The following is a 19,901-nucleotide window of genomic DNA, read 5'->3' on the forward strand; positions in this document are numbered from 1 at the left end:
TTAATTTAAAACAGCATAACCAATTCCTGTTCTTCCAAAACCGTTGCCATTGTAAAACATGTGCAGTTGATTATTGATAGGCAATACGTGTGGGTATGCCAACATCATACTATCAAAATCTGCTGGATTACTGCTGATGTCCATCGTCATTAATTCGTCTTTTCTATCCCACTTGATGCCGTCAGAAGATTCTGCGTAACCAATTCGGTAACTTTGAGTAGCATCAATCCGATAATCATTGAAATTTCTGTGCGAATACCACATTTTATAAATGCCGTTTTCTTTAATCACAGAAGCTTTTACAATACCCGCTTCATCGTTGTCTCTATAATCAATCGCCACACGTCCTTTTCGTACCCAGTCAATGCCATTGGTCGATTCTGCGTATTTGATATGGTATCGAGGTTCCATAATTCCTTTTACTTCTCGCCATTCAGTACATGACAAATACCAATTTCGCCAAATACCATTGTCGTCAATCAATACACAGGAAGTACCCGAATAATGTGGTTCAATATAATCTCTGTCCCAAAGTGGGCCTTCTGAAAGCTTTTGGAAAGTTTTGCCGCCATCTTCACTAATCGCCAAACCGACAGCATTGTGGTAAGGAATGGTATTTCGTACATTCCAACCGATATAGTACAAGTACTTTTTGTTGTCATAATCAATAATCCACGAAGGCATTACTCCACAATCATCAAAAGTACCTTTTTTACCTAATTCAATGAATGGTTCACGGTTTTCAAAAAGAACATTATGCGGATTGTTGGCTTCTACTTCAATAAAATTAGGATGACTTCTTCCTTGTTCATCACGAGTAGAAAAGTAAATTCTGATTTTATTTTCATCTGGAGCATAGTCACAAATTGGTACTTGTGCATGGCTTTTACTCCAACTTATCGACCCGTCTGGTGTGTAAATATGTCCTTTCTTAATCCAATTCATTTGATTTATTGAGGTTTAAGTAGTGATTGGTAAATAGTAATTGGTGATTAGTATTTTAAGTATTTAATTATTTTCATGAGTTAGTAAAGTCAATTGATATAGTTTTGCTAAAATTTGATTTACTTAAAAAACTGAATCAAAAAAGCTCAAAGCTCAGTGCTGATAGCTCACAGCTATTAAATCTTAATATCCTTACTCGAAATATTAGCAGGAACGGCAGGGTTACCTTTCCAAATAGACCAAGGTTCTGTTTTTTGTTTAGTTAGATTTGCTCCCATTGCAATCAAAGTACCTTCGCCCAGAACTGCACCATCACGAATAGTTGCATTTACGCCAATGAAACAATTATTGCCTACTACACATCTTCCTGACAAAACTACATGAGAAGTAAAGAAAACGTGGTCTTTGATAACACCATGATGACCAATGTGATTACCACTCCAAAGTACACAGTTATTACCAATACTTGTGAAAGGCTGAATGGTATTGTCTTCCAAAATAAAGCAATTTTCCCCGATTTGAGCTTCAGGAAAAACAGTCGCTTTTGAACTGATATATGAAATAAATTTATAACCTTTTGCTTTACCTTCGTTATAAATTCTTTCACGAACTCGGTTCATTTTGAGTTCAGTCATCGGAGCGAAGAGCTGAAATTCTTCTGGAGGATAGATTTCGTTGATTTCGTCGAATGGAATTACTGGAAGATTTTTATACTCTTTTTCTTTCAAGTATTCTTTTTCTACTGTGAAAGCCACTACTTCGTGTTCAGAATCGTACTTTAAATAAAAGTGTGCAAGTTCTGCTGAAAGCGTAGTGCCGAAAATTATTACTTTTGCCATTTTCGAAAGTATTTTAGAAAGTTGATTGTAAATCAGAAGCTGATTTATACTAATTCATAGTCGTTTAGTAATGTTGATATATGTTCGGGGCTATTGAACATCAAAATATCAATGATAGAAAGCCAAGGTACAAATTCATTTTTGAATTGAGTGTAACGAATGGCTTTGCTTTTGATAAAAAATAATTCTTTGCCAATTGCCTGAAAAGCGGCTTTGTCGTAAAGTTCCAAACCACCAATTGGATTGATATAAGTATCGGTTTTTTCCTGCACACAAATATCAATAATCCTTTCTTGAGCTTTCAGATGTGTATTGTGATAAATACTTGAACTCGGAACAATTTCAGTTTTTATTTCTAAATATTGACAAACTTGCGTTAAGTTTTCAAAAATAATCTCTGAAAAAATACTTTTTTCGGTATTCAATAAACCCTCAATCAAAGGAAGTACTTGCTGGTAATGCGGTGCTTTTTTATAGCTTTGTTCAATGGTTTTTAGAAATTTACTCTTCCAAGCACTGTCCCAATTTACTTCTATGCTATTGATTAATTTATTCTGACTTGCTTCTTTCAAAGGAATGGTAAAAAGGCTGTCTTTACCATTTACTAAAATTCTGTTACGATTAATCCAACCTTTGTTAATGAAATTCACATCGTCGTAAATGATAAATTTATCAACGGCATTAATCAGTTGGAAATACCCGATATAGGGAAATATATAAGGTTGCATAATCGCAATTTTCATAAAAAAACGGTTTTTAGGTGATTAATGTAATTTGCGGAGGTAATAGTCTTCGCCTCTTACAATTACATTTTTCATCAATGTATCTGTGCCTAAACGGATGTCTCCGGGTTGCGGTTTAATCACACTTTTGGCAAAGAATAAATAATCAGCTTCTTTCGGAATTGGTCGAAGTCCTTGTTCAAAAGGATTCAAAACAATCAGTTTACGAGTCAATTTATCGCCCCAAAGTGGATACTCATAGTCGTCGTTGATTGTCCCCAAAGCCACGGTTGCATCTTGTGGTACAAGTTTATTGAAATTTTCGTAGGCTTTTGTAATATCAGGACGAGCCTCGGTTTGTAATTCGATTCTTGTCATTTCAAAAGCTGAAACTCTTCCGTAAGCTCTTATAGGTAAACATCTATAATTCAAGAATACAGCTAAAAGAGCCGACATAATGCCTACAAGTACCACAAAACTAACATAAGATTTCAAAATCACATGATTGGGCTTTTCAAGCGAGTATTTTCCTGTAAAAAGTAAAGCTAAAAATGGTACTGCATAAACAGCAGTACTAATCATATATCGTCCTTTCCAAGCATCGTAAGGGGCTGTGTAGGCAAGTGCGATAAAATGAAAAACAAAGGCTAAACCCAAATATACATATACTTCTTTGGTCTTGATTACTCGAACAAGTGCCAGCAAAGCCAGTGGAATAATTAAGGCAAAACCAAAAATACCCCAACACGGACTACCATTATAAAATTCAAAACGCTTATTGTAAGCAAAAGGAAAAATGGTAAAATTGGTTTCTTCTTCCAAACGAGCTTTTAAAACCTTTTTTTCCAACCAAATAATTGGTTTTTTCATCCAACGGTTGATTTTCTCGCCTTCTTCCCAGTTGCGTAATCCATCAAGGTTAATCATATCAATGGCATAACGTGCCACATTACGAGTACCCTGTTTGATGAGATTTGATTTCGGCCCTGCTCTGTCAATTGATTGATGACGCAAAGCTGTCGGCGGACCAATCGGATGATGATAGTCTCTGATATTTGGAATATATCCTGATGGTAATGTGAACAACACAAAACCCAACACAAAAGCCACAACTAAATGCTTGAAGTGAATGAGCGAAAAACCTCCAAAAATCTGCTTTTGTTCGTCTTTGAAAACAGTATAAAGTAAAATTAAAAAGACAGGAGGCAACGAAAATACAAATGTAATTTTATGTCCAAGGGCAATTCCGAAACTTATACCAGCCAAATAAATATATCTTCTTTTCTTTTTTTCATTGAAGCTAAATAGAAAATAGACCAAACAGCTCAAGTACGAAGCAAGTACAATGTCAGACTCAGTAGTAATTGACTGCTTGAGTACGTCTGGCAGAAGTAATATTACCAAAGCACAAAAAAAGCTTGCGGAAAGATTATTAGTAATACTTCTTACAATACCGAAAGTAGCAAAGCCAATTACCCAATAAGCAGCATGATGAATTGATTTAAACCAGTTCTCAACTTTATCAGACATCAAATAAGTATAAAGTTGAATCGTACAGGCACTTCTTGGGTAAGTATCTATATTCCAGTTTGTTCCGCCGAAATGGTCCATCGTTCCGTGTTGAATATAGTACAATAAACGGTTCAAGTGTCCCGTCATACTGTCCCATTCATTGGGTGGCGTGTAGCAAATCAGTAAGAAATCAGTTACTTCTATAACGGCAAGCGTTAGGAAGAGTCCACCAAAAATAACTTTTAAGAAAACTGAAAGATTACCAAACCAATTCCAAACGGCTTGAATTCTGCTGCCGATAATTTGAAAAACGGTGAAATTCTCTTTTCTATCATTCCCGAAAAACTTACTGAATTGGATGAAGAAAATAAAGGCAGGAATGAAAGCTCCTACAGCCCAAAATCTTCTGTCGTCCATTTTATGTAATTCTGAAAGCGTAAATCCTGTAAGAATTACACTTCCACAAAAAACAATGTAAGCAATAACGATGAGGTCAATTAACGATTTCTGACAAACACGTGCCGATACTCGAAAGACAAAACCAACGAATATGGCGAAAATGATAGGATATAAGAAAGTCATCTTGGTTTTATGAAATAGTTTTATTGATTATCTTACTAATTCTTTCAACATCAGCGTGTGCTAAATCATAATACAATGGAAGAGCCAAAGCTCGTGGAGCAAAATCATCTGAAATAGGACAATTACTTTGTTCCGTCACAAATTTGAGCGTACTCAAGGAAGGGTAGAAGTATCGTCTCGGGAAAATATCTTCTGTTTCCAAAGCTTTCTTTACAGCAAGTAATACTTCTTCTGATTCAAAAAAAACTGGATAGTAAGCATAATTTCTTTCAAAAGAAGTTTTTAGAACGGGTTTTACTAATTTGTCCCAATTTAGCAAGCTGTCGTAAAGTTGGAATATTTTTTTACGAGCATCAATGATTTCTATCACTTTTGGTAAAACACATAAGCCCATAGCGGCATGAAATTCTGAATTTTTCGCATTGATGCCAATGGTATTATAAGTGTCTCCTTTGTGTCCGAAACTTCTGTAACTATCAATTAAATACGCTAATTGGTCGTCGTTGGTGAAAATTGCTCCGCCTTCGGTTGAATGAAATACTTTGGTGGAGTGGAAGCTACAAGTACTAATATCACCAAAGTTGAAAAGCGAAGTTCCTTGTACTTTTACACCAAAAGCATGAGCCGCATCGTAAATAAGCTTAATATTATGTTTTTGGGCAATAGCCGCCAATTTATCTACTTCACAAGGATTTCCATACACGTGTGTAGCCAAAATCGCTTCAGTATTTTCGTTGATGAGTGCTTCTACTTTTTCTGGGTCAATACAAAAATCATCGGCAGAAATATCGGCAAAAATTGGTGTGCAATTTTCCCAAATGATTGAGTGAGAAGTAGCACAATAGGAAAAAGGCGTGGTGATTACTTCTTTGGTAATATTAAGTACCTTCAAAGCAATTTGTAGAGCAATTGTACCATTACTTACATAAATACAATGCTTTACGCCTAAGTATTCTTTGAGTTGATGCTCTAACTCTTGAACTAAAGGGCCGTTGTTGGTCAGTTGGTTTCTTTCCCAAATGCCTTGTATATATGCTTGGTACTCTTCTAAAGGAGGTAAATATGTTTTTGTAACGTTTATCATTTGTTGATGTTAAAGGAAAAAAGGATGAAAAATATTTTTCCTATTAACATTTTTCTAATTCAAGTTGAGTAATTGGAAAGTCAATTTTTGGTCTAACATAACCGGGCCACTTGCCATACCACGAAGTACCTTCTCTATAATCTTCTATTTCAAAAATCAATACTTCTTCAAAATTATAGATGACAGTACTTTTGTCTTTTACAATCATCAAAGAAATAGCATACGAGCCGTCGTTCATAAAATCAGCAGGGATTTCACAACTGGCATACACAACTCCTTTTTCAAAAGATAAAGAAGGTGTGCCGATATTAAAAATACATTCACCAGTCAGTGAATTGAGGTGAAGGCTAATATTCAGATTGGTATTTTCTAAGAAATTCCAAAATTCAATATGAATTTTAAATGCTGTTCTTACATCAATAAATTTCTGATTTCCTACAAATTGTGGCTCTAATTTTACTTTTTTCAAACGAGCTTTATCATTGCCGGGAGCTTCCTCTGGTGTATTCCACCAAGACTCAAGAGCAGTTTTTTGTACATGGCTCAAATAAGTTGCCAATACTTGATTGGTTTCGCCCATTTCAAGTAATCGCCCTTTTTGCATATACATCGCTTTATTGCAAAGTCCTTGAACGGCGGTAAGGTTGTGGCTTACAAATAAAATGGTTCTACCCGAAGTAGAAGCATCTTTCATTTTGCCTAAACATTTTCTTTGAAATTCAGCATCACCAACGGCTAATACTTCATCCACAATCAAAATTTCTGGTTCAAGGTGTGCCGAAATAGCAAAACCCAAACGCACGTACATCCCTGATGAATAACGTTTTACGGGTGTATCTAAGAATTTTTCAACTCCTGCAAAATCAACAATAGCATCAAAATGTTGTTTGATTTCTTCTCGTTTCATGCCAAGAATTGAGCCATTCAAGAAAATATTTTCTCTTCCAGAAAGTTCAGGATGAAAACCTGTTCCTACTTCTAAAAGACTGGCTACTCTTCCTCTGATGGTAATTTTTCCTTGGGTTGGCTCGGTAATTCTACTCAAAATCTTCAACATTGTTGATTTCCCAGCACCATTAGAACCAATAATCCCAACTCTATCACCTTGTTCTATCTTAAAACTCACATCTTTTAATGCCCAAAATTCTTCGTGACTTACTTGATCTTTTTCTTTTTTAGTAAAAAGATTTCTTACTTTATCAGTCACGACTTCTCTTAGCGTATTTCCTTGAGCATTACTTTTGATATGGTCGATGATATATTTTTTTCCTATATTTTCAGCTTCAATTACTGTCATTTTCAAAAAGTTTTTTCCAGTTTCTTTAATTAGATTGTTCGTTGATTTTCATGGCTTTTTGCCAATACTTATTTGTTGCGATAAGTGATTTTAGATATAATCAACGAAAGAATTTTCTTTTTTACGGAAAAATATAACTGCTAAAGTAGTGGTTATCGTTACAAAAATGAGTGTCGGGATAAAATTACTCCATTCAAAATATTCATAATTGGGAATTAAGCACCAACGAAACCCTTCAATAATGCCAGAAAGGGGATTCAGCCATTGATAGATTGGATACCAAGAAAAATGCTGAATAGAAGTGATTGGATAGGCAATCGGACAAACAAAAAATCCGTACTGCACTACCAAAGGAACAATTTGTTGAAAATCACGGAATTGTACGTTCAAAGAAGCAAAAATTACGCCTAAACTGAATGAAGCTAAAAATGCTAAAAATAAGAATACAGGTACAAAAACGATATGAATAGTAGGAGTATAGCCTTTGTAAATGAGGAAGGGAATCATTACTACAAAGCCAACTAAAAAGTCTAATAAAGGCACAGCTACGGCACTCAAAGGCATCAGCAATCTTGGGAAATACACTTTAGATACCAAATTGGCATTTCCAGTAATACTATTACTTACTTGCTGGAAAGACATAGCGAAGAAGTTCCAGAAGATTACACCTGTAAAAATGATGATTTGAAGAGGAATAGCTGAATGACTTTCTATTTTTGCCACTTTATCAAAAGCAAAAACAAAAACCAATACTGTAAGCACTGGGCGAAATACTGCCCAAGCTACTCCTACAAAGGTTTGTTTGTATTTAACTGTAATATCACGTATGGCTAAAATGAAAAGTAATTCTCTAAATCTCCATAAATCTTGCCAGTAATATTTTTCTGATCTTCCTGATTCAATAACTATTTCTTGCATAAATTAAATTTTGTTATGTAGTTGAAATTTTGCTTAGTTCTACAAGCGTTTTCCTTAACGCAAAATAGAGTATAGATAAAAAGAAACCTAAAACTCCACCAATTATTACGGATTTAGAATTAGGTGAGGGGTCTTTAGAAATAGGTAATTCAGGGTCGTCAATTCTTGTTAAAAGAGGAGATTCTTTCACCATCGAGAACTTTAGATTATCTAAATTTCTTACGGCTTCAAAATACATTCCTTGCAACTGCGAGCTATTGGTGTTTAATCTTTGCTGTTGAATTAATCCTTGCTGAACGATGATTTGCTGATTTTGGTCGGCAAAACGTGCGGCTGCACCTTGTGTAGCGTATAATTCATGACGAAGAGAATCCACTCTTCTTTCAATCAAGGTTAGGAGTTCTTGTGTTTTTTGTGTTTTGGTTTCTCTATAAAAATCAGTCACTGTTTTTAAATAAAGATTTGCCCACAAATACGAAAGTGTATCATTTCTGGTAGATACTTGTAAAGTCATGAAAGAAGCTTTTCTACTTTCGTTCATAATCATAGTTACAGGCATCAAGAATTCTTGGATAAGACGTACTTTAGATTTTTCTTTAGGTGTAAGTTTTGCGTAAGTATTATGTTTGAACTGAAAAGTTTTTAGTTCTTCGTCGTCCTCCATTTCATAATCACGAATACCACTTTTTTGAAGATAGTAATTGCCAAAAATCACGTCTTTGCCGTTTACTTTTACTTTTGCTAAAATAGCTCTGTTGTAAAGGTTCTTGGTCTTCAAAAGCTCTAAAAAGTTTTCTCCAGCAAACAGTCCAACCGAAGCCGCACTACCTGTATTGATACCAAAAGCACTGGCTAAATCCGATAATCCACCACCAGCACTTCCGCCACCGCCGTTTTCCATGTTAAAAACAATTTTGGCAGTATAAAATGGTGGTTTTTTATTGAAAAAGTCGATAGCTAAACCAATAACAGCCCCAACAACCGTTACCAAAACAATGGTTTTCCAGTTTGAAACTAATAGGTTTTTGAATTTTAAGATTTTAAATATGATGTCTTTAAACGAAAACTGGTCTTCGGGTAAAGGAGTATATTGAATTTCTGACATAATTTGATTAATAATTACTTGAATGTTCTTATAAGTACCAATAATGTTCCAAGACTTGCCAATCCCATTGATAGTGACTGAATAGTCTGTAAAACTTGCTGTGAAGCCGATACTTTTAAGTTTAAGCTTGGTACAACGATTTCAGAGCCGGGCGATACTTTAGGATACATATTGAATAAACCTAAAATTTTACGAGTTCTATCTACTGAACCGTTTGCATAAATGATATAAGAACGTTTGCGAGCAGATAATTCAGTAAATCCTCCAGCTTCCGAAATATAGTGTTTAAATGGCATTCCATCTAAATATCTTGTTGAAGTTGGATAAAGTATTTCACCTTGGATTCTAACAGTTTGTGGCTCTTTTGGAATTTTGATGATGTCGCCGTCTTGCAACAACATATCAGCACTACTTCCTGGTTCTTCCAAAGCTTTTACCAAATCAATACCGATAGATTCACTCGTTTCTTCTTGTACTGCTGATACTTTCAAGGATACTTCTTGGCTATTATCTGATAATTCGTTGAGTTGCTTGCTTTTGCGTTCAGCTTCTTGTTTACTGATACGGAACTTTCTCACCAAAGTAGCTCCTTTTGGATAGGCCTGAGCACTAAGTCCGCCTGATCTTTTGATGATTTCAGAAATACGTTCGTCTTTTCTTTCTAAGCCGTAAATACCTGGGAAAGTAATTTGCCCTTCTACCGAAACGAATTGTTGCTTTTCATAATTGGGCGAAGAACGAACAAATACTTCATCAAAAGGTTCAAGAATGAACTTAGAAGCTGTGGCATCTAAGCTAAGATTACTATTGATAGTAAAATTGAAGCGTTCGCCAATGGTTGAGTTAATTTGGCTTGGGTCGTCTTTGCCAATATTTTTCTTTCTTCTGATTACCTCAATTCTACCTGTTGCAGCTGATTCTTTCAAACCACCAGCTTGCTCGATAAGGTCTTCTACGGTCATGTTTTGAAGGTAAGGAAACGAACCTATTGGAGCAGTATCAGGCGATTCTTCTGCTGGTGTTTCAGCTACGCCAGTCGTACCTGTGTTTGGCGGACTTGTAATCGGAGCGGAAGGTTTTAAATTAATTTCTCCTTGAATCCTAACGGTATAAGTTTCTTTTAATTCAAAACTTGAATAAACAGTAATTACATCTTGAGCGTGTAAAACTACATCTTGCGTTTTACCAGAAAGGATGTCGTTATAATTAATAGCAATGTTTTCTTTTGATAAGTCTTCTTTTAAACGAGTAATTAGAATTCTTCCCAAGAAAGCATCAGGCGTAAAAGATTCTGCTCTGCTGATTAATTTACTAAGTGTTGGGTTATCGTTTAATGAATATTGTCCAGGTCTTAGTACTGCACCACTTAAAGTAACTGGATTTTCGAGACGAGTTACTAAAATTCTTTCAACAGTAATAATATCACCTGCTTTCGGATAAAATGAAGAAAGTAAATCTGCGTTTAAGTCAATCAATTTTGTAGCTTTATCCGTGTATCTCAATACTTTAAGGATAGCCTTGTACGCATCAGGCGTAAAACCATTTGCGTATTCGTTGATGATTCTTTCTAAACTTTCGTTTGGTAAATTTTCAAAAATTCCCGGTTTTTTTACTTGTCCTTGAATTTCAATTCTTGATTTATAAGTACCAACTTGAATAAGGTCTTGGTCTTGTAAACTAATATTCTGACGTAAATTTCCAGTGGTTAATAAGTCGTACAAATCGACTTTAGCAATCAATTTTTTATCTCTAATTACTCTAATTTCACGGAAAGTACCATTTTCATTAGGTCCACCAGCCAAATAAAGAGCATTCATCACTCTTGATAAAGACGAAACCGAATAAGTACCAGGAGTGATAACATCTCCTAAAATCGTTACTCTAATCGTTTTGATATTACCCAAAGAGATAGTAGCAGTGGTATTAGCTGGCATTCCTCCATAGGGACGGAGTCCAACGTAAATTTTTGATAATCTGTCAGTTATTCTTTTTTTAGCTTCTTCAATACTTAGTCCGCTTACGAAAACATTACCAACTTTAGCAATTTTAATGTAACCTTCTGCTGTAATGGGTAGCGTGTAATGTTCCTCAGAGTAGCCATTGATGTCGATGATAAGTTCATCGCCTGTACCCAAAATATAATTTTTGGGTGTAGGGATATTCAATGAAGGTTCAAATGAGATTTTGCTATTGTTGAAGATATTGATACCAAATATTTTTTTTCTCAAAGCCGCAGTAGCTGAATCTACACCGTCGCCTGTTTGTATTTTGGCATTACGTACATCGTTTTCTGAACTACTTTCTGCTTTGTTGTTGGCAGAATCATTTACTTTTCGGGCTTCCGAATTAGCAGGTTTTGCGGTGGTAGTGGTACTTGTAGCTGCTTTTTTTGCTCCTTGTATAGCAGTGGTAGTAGAAGCAGGAAGGTCTCCTAAGTTTACCGTTTGTCCTAAAAGAATACTTGGGAAAAGGAAAATAAACAGAGCCACTGTAAGTAAAGGCATTTTTGATGTTGGTGCGGAAATAAATCGAGTATTTGCCTGTTGAAAGAGGTCGCTTGTTAACATGATTTTAAACATATAAATCTTTAAGACTTTGGGTTTACAAGGATAATTTTGCCAATCAATAATTGATTGATAAACCGAATTACTATTAAATAAAGTGCAAAGTAAATCAACTTTTACTAATTTCTAACGACCTTCTCTTAGATTAATTATCCAGTATCTATTAAATCATCCTAATTTTATAAATTCTTAATGTTTTTGTAGCTTTGCTTTCTTGATAAAAAGAAAACATCGTTTTTGCTAAATAGGGATTCCTATTCCTTTTTGGCTTATTCAAGAAGATTAACACTATTTAAAACCTTTCATTAATGTCAACAAACCCTACTGCTGTACAATATACCGAAGATAACATTCGGTCGCTCGATTGGAAAGAACACATTAGGCTTCGTCCAGGAATGTATATCGGAAAATTAGGAGATGGTTCTTCTATTGACGACGGTATTTATGTTTTGGTAAAAGAAATCATGGATAACTCTATCGACGAACACATGATGGGAAATGGCAAGACCATTGAAATTAAAATTAGTGACCACCGTGTTGAAGTCCGTGACTACGGAAGAGGTATTCCATTAGGAAAAGTGATTGATTGTGTTTCTAAGATTAATACAGGTGGAAAGTACGATTCGGGTGCTTTTCAAAAATCTGTTGGTTTGAACGGTGTGGGTACTAAGGCTACGAATGCTCTTTCGTCTTATTTTAAAGTACAGTCTTTCCGTGAAGGTAAAACCAAATGGGCTGAATTTAAACAAGGTGAATTAGTAGCTGAGTCGCCAGATGGTACTGAATCAAATGCCCGAAATGGTACTTTAGTAATTTTTGAACCTGATAATACCATTTTCAAAAATTACCACTACATTCCGCAGTACTTAGAAAACCTGATTTGGAATTATGCTTATTTGAATGCTGGTTTGACCATTAATTTCAATGGGCAAAAGTATTATTCACAAAATGGTCTTTTCGATTTATTGAGTAAGTATTCTGCCGAAGAAGAACGTCGCTATCCAATTATTCATTTAAAAGGAGCAGATATTGAAGTAGCACTTACGCACGGAAATCAGTATGGTGAAGAGTATTATTCTTTCGTAAACGGACAGAATACTACACAAGGAGGAACGCATTTGCAGGCTTTCCGTGAGGCAATTGTTCGTGCCATTCGAGAGTTTTATAAGAAAGATTATGCACCAGAAGATGTGCGTGCAAGTATTGTAGGAGCAATTGCTATTCGTGTACAAGAACCTGTTTTTGAGTCACAAACAAAAACAAAATTGGGTTCAAACACAATGTCGCCAGACTCAAATTCGCAGTCGGTAAGAAGTTTTGTAGGTGATTTTATCAAAACAAATCTTGATAATTATTTACACAAAAATCCTACCATCGCTGATGCTATCAAAAAGAGAATCGAGCAGTCGGAACGTGAACGCAAAGACATGGCAGGCATCAAAAAATTGGCAAACGAACGTGCCAAAAAAGCCAATTTGCACAATAAAAAACTGAGAGATTGTAGAGTACACTTAACGGATGAAAAAGCTGAAAATCGTTATGATTCTATGCTTTTTATTACCGAAGGGGATTCTGCCAGTGGTTCAATCACCAAATCTCGTAATGTGCAAAGTCAAGCCGTATTTAGTTTGCGAGGTAAGCCTTTGAATTGCTTTGGATTGACCAAAAAGATTGTTTACGAAAACGAAGAATTTAATTTACTTCAACACGCTTTAAACATTGAAGAAGGTTTAGAAGGACTTCGTTATCATAAAATCATTATCGCTACCGATGCCGATGTGGATGGGATGCACATTCGATTGTTGATGATGACATTCTTTTTACAGTTTTTCCCAGATTTGGTAAGAAATGGACACTTGTACATTCTTGAAACGCCTTTGTTTAGAGTAAGAAATAAAAAGGAAACGATTTATTGTTATTCGGATGAAGAACGCTTGAAGGCAATCGAAAAATTAGGACCAAAACCAGAAATTACTCGATTTAAAGGTTTAGGAGAAATTTCGCCAGAAGAATTCGCCAAGTTTATCAATGATGATATTCGTTTAGAGCCTGTGATTTTGAATAAAGACACAACGATACCGAAAATTCTGACTTATTTCATGGGAAAAAATACGCCCGACCGTCAGAAATTTATCATCGAAAACCTGATTATAGAAAAAGACCCAGCCGAATTAGCGGCTTAAATCAAAATAGATTGCGTGAATTAGTGATTGCGTGAATTGTGATTATCTGTTCATTAGTTCACGAAATCATTGCCAATTCAATCTAATATTTTAAAAATGTCTCTCGAAGAATTAAGAAATCAAATTGACTCGCTCGACAACCAAATGCTTGAAATCCTCAACAAGCGAATGGAAGTAGTAAAACACGTAGGCGAGCTAAAAAAGAGTACTCAGACGGTCATCTACCGCCCTGAACGAGAAAAGCAAATTGTGGACAGATTAGCGTCTATGAATAAAGGGTTACTCAATAGAGCTGCTATTGAAGCCATTTATTTAGAAATTTTTGCGGTTTCTCGTAATCTCGAACTTCCAGAAAGAATTGCTTACTTGGGCCCAGAAGGAAGCTTTACGCACCAAGCTGCTGAAAGTAGATTCGGGGCAATGAGCGACTATTTGGCTTTGCCTAATATCCGCTCGGTTTTTGAAAGTGTGGACACAGGTCGTGCAAGATTTGGCGTTGTACCTATCGAAAACAATTTGGAAGGAATTGTAAAAGAAACGATTGATTTATTGAATGAAACAGATTTGAAAATCGTGGCAGAAGTAGTGATTTCTGTTCATTTTACTTTTGCTACAAAAGCTGATAAATTATCAGACATCAAACGAATTTATTCAAAAGACATCGCTTTTGGACAATGCGAAAAATTCTTGAATGATTACTTTGGAGGCAAAGAAGATGATTTCTTCGTACAAGTAGATTCTACGTCTAAAGCAGCAAAATTGGCAGGACAAGAAACTGACTCAGCAGCCATTTGTTCTCATATTGCCGCTAAATTATTCGATGTGCCAATTTTGTTTGACAATATCCAAGATTCAGCACAAAACCGTACTCGCTTTTTTATTATTGGTAAAGATTTTATCAATCAGAAAAGTGAAAACGATAAGACCACGATTATCGCACGTTTACCAGAAGACGGAAAACCGGGTACTTTGGTGCGTTTCTTGCAAGAATTTGAAAGTCAAGGAATTAATTTATTGAAAATTGAGAGCCGTCCAGTGAAGGAAGGCGAACAATTTAATTTCTGGTTTCTGATGGAATTTGACGGCTATTTCTTAGACGAAAGCGTTCAAAAAATCATGTCAAAACATACTTCTGAAATTAAATGGTTGGGAAGTTATGTGAAGATGGTTTAATATAAATTGATGAAAATTTTAAAGAGTACCAATTTACTTATCGGTACTCTTTAAAATTTCTTTTATTACTTCTTGGTCTTTGGCGATTTGAGCTTTCAGGGCATCTAATCCACTGAATTTCTGTTCATTTCTTACTTTACTGATAAATTCTACGGTCAGATTTTCTCCATAAATTTCTCGATTAAAATCAAAAATATTTACTTCAATGGTTTGATAAGTACCATCGACCGTTGGGCGGTTTCCAATGTTCAACATTCCACCAAAAGTTTCACTGTTGTAATGTACTTTTACTGCATACACACCGTCGGTAGGAATCAATTTGGCTACTTCTCTTACTTGAATATTGGCAGTCGGGAAACCGATGGTTCTTCCCAATTGCTTGCCTTTAACGATAAGTCCAGAAATTGAATAATTTCTGCCCAATAATTGGTCGGCAGATTGTACGTTTCCTTCTAACAAAGCTTTTCTGATTTTTGATGAACTTACTCCTACATTATCAATATCACGGCGAGCAATCTCTTCGATATTAAAACCATATCTTGCACAATTGGCTTTTAAATAATCGAATCCGCCTTCTCTATTTTTACCAAAACGGTGGTCGTAGCCAATCACTAAAGTTTTTGTTCCGATACTTTCAAGCAAAATTTTCTGGATAAATGCTTCTGAGGTAAGCTCCGAAAATTCTCTGGTAAATGGAATAATCAAAAGGTGCTGAATACCATTTTGTTCGAGAAGCTCTATCTTTTCATCAAGCGTTGAAAGTAATTTAACAGATTGATTATCAGAAGAAATAACACTTCTTGGGTGTGGGTAAAAAGTAATAACCACGCTTTCGCCTTGTGTTTGCGATGCTACTTCATTCAAGCGACTCAGTATTTTTTGGTGTCCAAGATGTACGCCATCAAAAGTACCACTCGTCACAACCGCATTGGCTAACTTCTTAAATTCCTGTATTCCGTGATAAACTTGCATTTGTATTTTAGCTCTAAAGAACTTCGTTTTTATTGAAGTAAAACAGAACTTTAGCCTTTAAAATGAAAATAAAATCTAATAACTAATCGCTAATCACCAATTACTGATTAACTTTTCTTTGTTCAATAAATTCCTCAATAGTCAGTGCATTTTTTACATCAAAATCACCGATTTTTTCTCTTCTAAGTGAACTTAGATAAGCTCCCGATTGGCAAGCTAAACCAAAATCTCTGACCAAACTTCTGATATAAGTTCCTTTTGAGCAAACGATTGAGAATTTGATTTCAGGAAAATTAGTAGTATTAATCTCAAATTTAGAAATTTCTACTTCTCTTGATTTGATTTCAATATCTGCATCCGTTTTTCCTTTTCGAGCCAATTCGTACAGCCTTTTTCCGTTGACTTGAATAGCCGAATAAATAGGAGGAATCTGTAAAATTTTTCCTTGAAATTTACTTAATGCTTCTTGTAAAACAGTTTCGTTGATGTGTTCGATAGGAAATTCTTCATCAAATTCCGTTTCCAAATCAATCGAAGGCGTGGTTTTTCCTAACACAAAAGTACCAGAGTACTCTTTTTCTTGGGCTTGGAAAGAATCAATCTGTTTAGTCATTTTGCCTGTACACAAAATCAACAAGCCCGTTGCGAGCGGGTCGAGCGTGCCAGCATGACCAATTTTCTTGAATTTTCCTGCAAATTTTAGTTTTTTTACTACATCAAAAGATGTCCAAGTAAGGGGCTTATCAATTAATAAAACCTCCCCAGGGTCTGGAGAGGTCTGTTGAATACTTTGCTGTATGTTTGTTTCTTGATTCATTATGAATGTGTGCCTGTCGCTAAAGTTACAAGAATAACGATTCCGACAATGATACGGTAAACACCAAAATATTTAAACCCGTATTTATTTAAAACTGTTATAAAAAATTTGATAGCTAAAACTGCTACTACAAAAGCAACGAGATTTCCGATGCCTAAAAGTTTGATTTCTTCGCTTGAAATACTGCCTTCTTCAGAAATAAATTTCAATAATTTATAGCCCGTAGCCGCCGCCATAGTTGGTACTGCCAAAAAGAATGAAAATTCTGCGGCAAGACCTCTACTAAGTTTTTGTTGCATCCCGCCGATAATCGTTGCGGCACTTCTACTCAAACCCGGAAACATAATTGCCAAACATTGATAAGTACCAATTTTGATAGCCGTAATGTTGGTAATATCGGTTTCTTCGGTAATGGTTGGTTTTTTGAACCAATTATCAACAAATAAAAGAATTACGCCACCCACCAATAAAACTGTTGCAATAAAAGCCGGATTACCCAAGTGTTCGTCAATGACATCATCTAAAAGTTTTCCAAAAATCAAGGCAGGAATAACCGCCAAAATTAATTTCACATAAAATTGCCATTTAGAGAAATCAAAAAACTTCTTCCAGTACAACACAACTACCGCCAAAATAGCACCAAGCTGAATACATACTTCAAAAAGTTTTGTGAATTTGTCGTTTTCAATTCCTAAATACGAACTCATCAATACCATGTGTCCAGTAGAAGAAATAGGAAGGAATTCTGTAAGCCCTTCTATAATTGCAAGAATAATTGCTTGAATTGTTGACATTGATTTTTAGGGGTATATTTTATTCTAAATAAATTTTCTGACTGTAAATCTCTTGATTATTGTTGATTAACACAAGATAAAGCCCTTTTTTCAGTGTTGATAAATCTAAAGAAATACTATTTTGCTTAAAAAATGTTTGCTCAAATGCTTTATTTCCTATAAAATCTAAAATACTTACAATATAATTATCAAGCGTCTTTAGCTTTATGATTAAACTTCCTTTGCTTGGATTTGGGTAAATCAGTACCGAAGAATTAGGCTCATACTCCGTGCCTAAGATACTGAAAGTTCTGGTTTCGGCTGTTGCAAAAGCAGATTCAGTGAGAAGATTGTTGGCTTTTAATCGGTAAAAATAAGTTTGATTGGCAATCAAGTTTGTGTCAGTAAAGCTGAGTAAAGCCTCGCTTTCAAATATTTTTTGAAAAGTGTTTTCGCTACTTATTTTTCTTTCTAAAATATAATGAGTAGCCTCCGAAACAGGCAACCACTGTACTTGGATACGCTCGTGAGAAATGGCAGTAGCCTGCAAATTGGGTGTTGCTAACAAGGCAGGCGTTTGGATTTCTACAAGACTATAATCCGAAGAAATACTTTCGTTCAAAGCCTGAATTCTGTAAGTATAAATGGTATTGGCAGTGAGATTGGTATCAAGATAAGATTGCGATGAACTATCTAAAGTAGCAATGATTTTAAAATCTTGATTTGATGCTTTTCTTTCGATAATGTATTTACTTGCCCCAGAAACACTTTGCCAATTTAGGCTTACTTTATTAAAAAATGTAGCCTTTGCCGATAATACTACCGAATCTAATTTAGTTGGCAAGTCGGGGTCTTTTTCGTAAATATCAAGATCTTGAAACGTGAGGGCTTTTACACCAAGTACATTTTGAAGATAAGGCCCGCCGTAAAAACTTCTTTTTTCGGTATCATCATAAGGAAAATAGGGGAGAAGGTAAGTTATTTTTTTTGCAAATGATGGTTGATTCAATGTCAAAATAATGGTGTTTTTTGATGCCTTTCCACTACTAACAGTTCCAAGTTTATTATCAAGCATAAAATAATCTTTCATGTATTGTGTTGCCAGAGTACCGTCGTTGTTAGTAAGGGTAGTATCGTTTTTCCAAAGCATTTCCTGACCCTCATCAAAAACTAAGGCAATTTCATTTTTTTTAGATGAAGTATAAAAGGCTTTTCGGATATTCGGCGAGGATACATTCGTACTTGGTTTTACTCCAAAATAATCCCTTTCAATTCTTCTAAGTATTTCATTAGCAAATACTTTGTAGCCTTCGGTGGTGTAATGTCCGCCGTCATAGCCTTGGTTTCCTACCGTTGCTATGCTTTCAATCCAAGGCTTGTGAAGGTCTTGTAATTTACGCTGATAGTCACGAAGTACACCTGAACCATAATTTTTTACAGTCAGGACATTCACTTGAAAAATGTAGTATTTACTCAGGTTTTTATAGTCGCTTTGCCATGAAGCAAACAGTTGCTCGAATTTTTCTGGCCAAAGCCACGGGTCATCTTCCACAATGTCGTTTTCGCCTTGCCAAAAGAAAAATGCCCTAAAGTTTTTATCGACTCTGGCTTTTTGGGCTCTGTAAAGCAATTTTCCGTAAATAGAGCCAATACTTGTTGGATTATTGTTGTCTCTTTGATGGGCATTGATAGTAGTACCATGAACCGAACCATTGATAATACAACTTGGCATCTGGTACTTTTCAAGTAATAATTTTTGAAGTTCTAAACCCCAAACGCCAATGCTGTAATTCGACTGCGACCAAAGCGTATCGGCTTCGGTATAAACTTGGTTTTCTTTGGCTAAACCAAAAGTTCGGCAATACTTATTGGTAAAAAGATAAACGGGATACTCCACATTATAAGCCGCCCCATTTGACTGACCGTTGATAAGAAAAATCTCCCCTGCGGCGATATTTTTCTTGGTTGCCATCAAAAGTGAATCTTTGCCTTTGACAGCGTAAACATCAAAATTATAGTCAGCCAATTCAGCTTTGATTTTTGTAGAAATAGAAAACGTTCCAATTCCTTTACTGTTGTATTGGAAATTGGAACGTTGATATTGAAAAGAAGCACTGTTTCGAGTTACTACCACAGACATATAGTCCCAGCCAGTAATTTCTATAATGCCAGAAATTTTTACTTCTGCTTCATTTGAATCATTGCGTTGATAAATTTGAAAGTCTCTTGGCAATTGGTCAAAAACAACAGAATAAACTCTTTGAGCTTTGAGCGTTTGGAATGCTAAAGTAAACAACAATAGCAGTTGAAGCTTTTTTTTCATTAATCCTTAAAGGTTTGTTTGGCAAAAACATATTTTTATCCTTTAAGCAATTAGTGAAACAGTTCAAAATTTTATCCTTTAAGCAATTAGTG

The 19,901-nt window shown here is 35.3% G+C and carries 15 protein-coding genes; 2 read left to right on the plus strand and 13 right to left on the minus strand.

Annotation, left to right across the window (positions count from 1 at the left end):
- From VB248_RS11875 to VB248_RS11915, 9 genes are all read right to left on the minus strand, one after another.
- On the minus strand, positions 1–945 hold the full coding sequence (locus VB248_RS11875; protein ID WP_323296998.1) for a glycoside hydrolase family protein: 945 nt from the start codon (positions 943–945) through the stop codon (positions 1–3).
- A 176-nt stretch (positions 946–1,121) separates the two neighbouring features.
- The gene (locus tag VB248_RS11880) at positions 1,122–1,784 is read right to left on the minus strand and encodes an acetyltransferase (protein WP_323296999.1); all 663 of its coding nucleotides are present in this window, start codon (positions 1,782–1,784) and stop codon (positions 1,122–1,124) included.
- 44 nt (positions 1,785–1,828) lie between these two features.
- A complete protein-coding gene (locus tag VB248_RS11885; RefSeq protein ID WP_323297000.1) occupies positions 1,829–2,527 on the minus strand; it encodes a WbqC family protein in 699 nt (232 codons plus the stop codon).
- A gap of 21 nt (positions 2,528–2,548) precedes the next feature.
- Positions 2,549–4,600, minus strand: a complete 2,052-nt coding sequence (locus tag VB248_RS11890; protein WP_323297001.1) for an ArnT family glycosyltransferase — start codon at positions 4,598–4,600, stop codon at positions 2,549–2,551.
- A gap of 7 nt (positions 4,601–4,607) precedes the next feature.
- Positions 4,608–5,684 carry a DegT/DnrJ/EryC1/StrS family aminotransferase gene (locus tag VB248_RS11895; RefSeq protein ID WP_323297002.1) on the minus strand — a complete coding sequence of 359 codons (1,077 nt, stop codon included), beginning with the start codon at positions 5,682–5,684 and terminating at the stop codon, positions 4,608–4,610.
- A gap of 43 nt (positions 5,685–5,727) precedes the next feature.
- On the minus strand, positions 5,728–6,981 hold the full coding sequence (locus tag VB248_RS11900) for an ABC transporter ATP-binding protein (RefSeq protein WP_323297003.1): 1,254 nt from the start codon (positions 6,979–6,981) through the stop codon (positions 5,728–5,730).
- Positions 6,982–7,071: 90 nt separating this feature from the next.
- A complete protein-coding gene (locus VB248_RS11905; RefSeq protein WP_323297004.1) occupies positions 7,072–7,899 on the minus strand; it encodes an ABC transporter permease in 828 nt (275 codons plus the stop codon).
- 13 nt (positions 7,900–7,912) lie between these two features.
- A complete protein-coding gene (locus VB248_RS11910; protein WP_323297005.1) occupies positions 7,913–9,004 on the minus strand; it encodes a GumC domain-containing protein in 1,092 nt (363 codons plus the stop codon).
- 14 nt (positions 9,005–9,018) lie between these two features.
- Positions 9,019–11,571: a polysaccharide biosynthesis/export family protein gene (locus tag VB248_RS11915; protein WP_323297006.1), complete on the minus strand. Its 2,553-nt coding sequence runs from the start codon at positions 11,569–11,571 to the stop codon at positions 9,019–9,021.
- 305 nt (positions 11,572–11,876) lie between these two features.
- Here VB248_RS11915 and VB248_RS11920 point away from each other — a divergent pair, with 305 nt between their 5' ends.
- Together VB248_RS11920 and pheA are read left to right on the plus strand one after the other, a co-directional pair.
- Positions 11,877–13,751, plus strand: a complete 1,875-nt coding sequence (locus tag VB248_RS11920; protein WP_323297007.1) for a DNA topoisomerase IV subunit B — start codon at positions 11,877–11,879, stop codon at positions 13,749–13,751.
- 96 nt (positions 13,752–13,847) lie between these two features.
- Positions 13,848–14,924 carry a prephenate dehydratase gene (gene pheA, locus VB248_RS11925; protein WP_323297008.1) on the plus strand — a complete coding sequence of 359 codons (1,077 nt, stop codon included), beginning with the start codon at positions 13,848–13,850 and terminating at the stop codon, positions 14,922–14,924.
- Between the two features lie 33 nt (positions 14,925–14,957).
- On the opposite strand, the gene VB248_RS11930 is transcribed toward pheA, so the two are convergent.
- From VB248_RS11930 to VB248_RS11945, 4 genes are all read right to left on the minus strand, one after another.
- Positions 14,958–15,896 carry a bifunctional riboflavin kinase/FAD synthetase gene (locus VB248_RS11930; RefSeq protein ID WP_323297009.1) on the minus strand — a complete coding sequence of 313 codons (939 nt, stop codon included), beginning with the start codon at positions 15,894–15,896 and terminating at the stop codon, positions 14,958–14,960.
- Between the two features lie 100 nt (positions 15,897–15,996).
- Positions 15,997–16,713 (minus strand): tRNA pseudouridine(55) synthase TruB, encoded by a 717-nt coding sequence (gene truB, locus VB248_RS11935; protein ID WP_323297010.1) that lies wholly within the window; start codon positions 16,711–16,713, stop codon positions 15,997–15,999.
- Positions 16,713–17,507: an undecaprenyl-diphosphate phosphatase gene (locus VB248_RS11940; RefSeq protein ID WP_323297011.1), complete on the minus strand. Its 795-nt coding sequence runs from the start codon at positions 17,505–17,507 to the stop codon at positions 16,713–16,715. Before VB248_RS11940 ends, truB begins: the two co-directional genes overlap by 1 nt.
- Before the next feature lie 19 nt (positions 17,508–17,526).
- Positions 17,527–19,809: a sialate O-acetylesterase gene (locus tag VB248_RS11945; RefSeq protein WP_323297012.1), complete on the minus strand. Its 2,283-nt coding sequence runs from the start codon at positions 19,807–19,809 to the stop codon at positions 17,527–17,529.
- Positions 19,810–19,901: the final 92 nt, after the last annotated feature.

It is taken from the genome of Arcicella rigui (genome assembly GCF_034929435.1).
GTDB lineage: Bacteria > Bacteroidota > Bacteroidia > Cytophagales > Spirosomataceae > Arcicella > Arcicella rigui.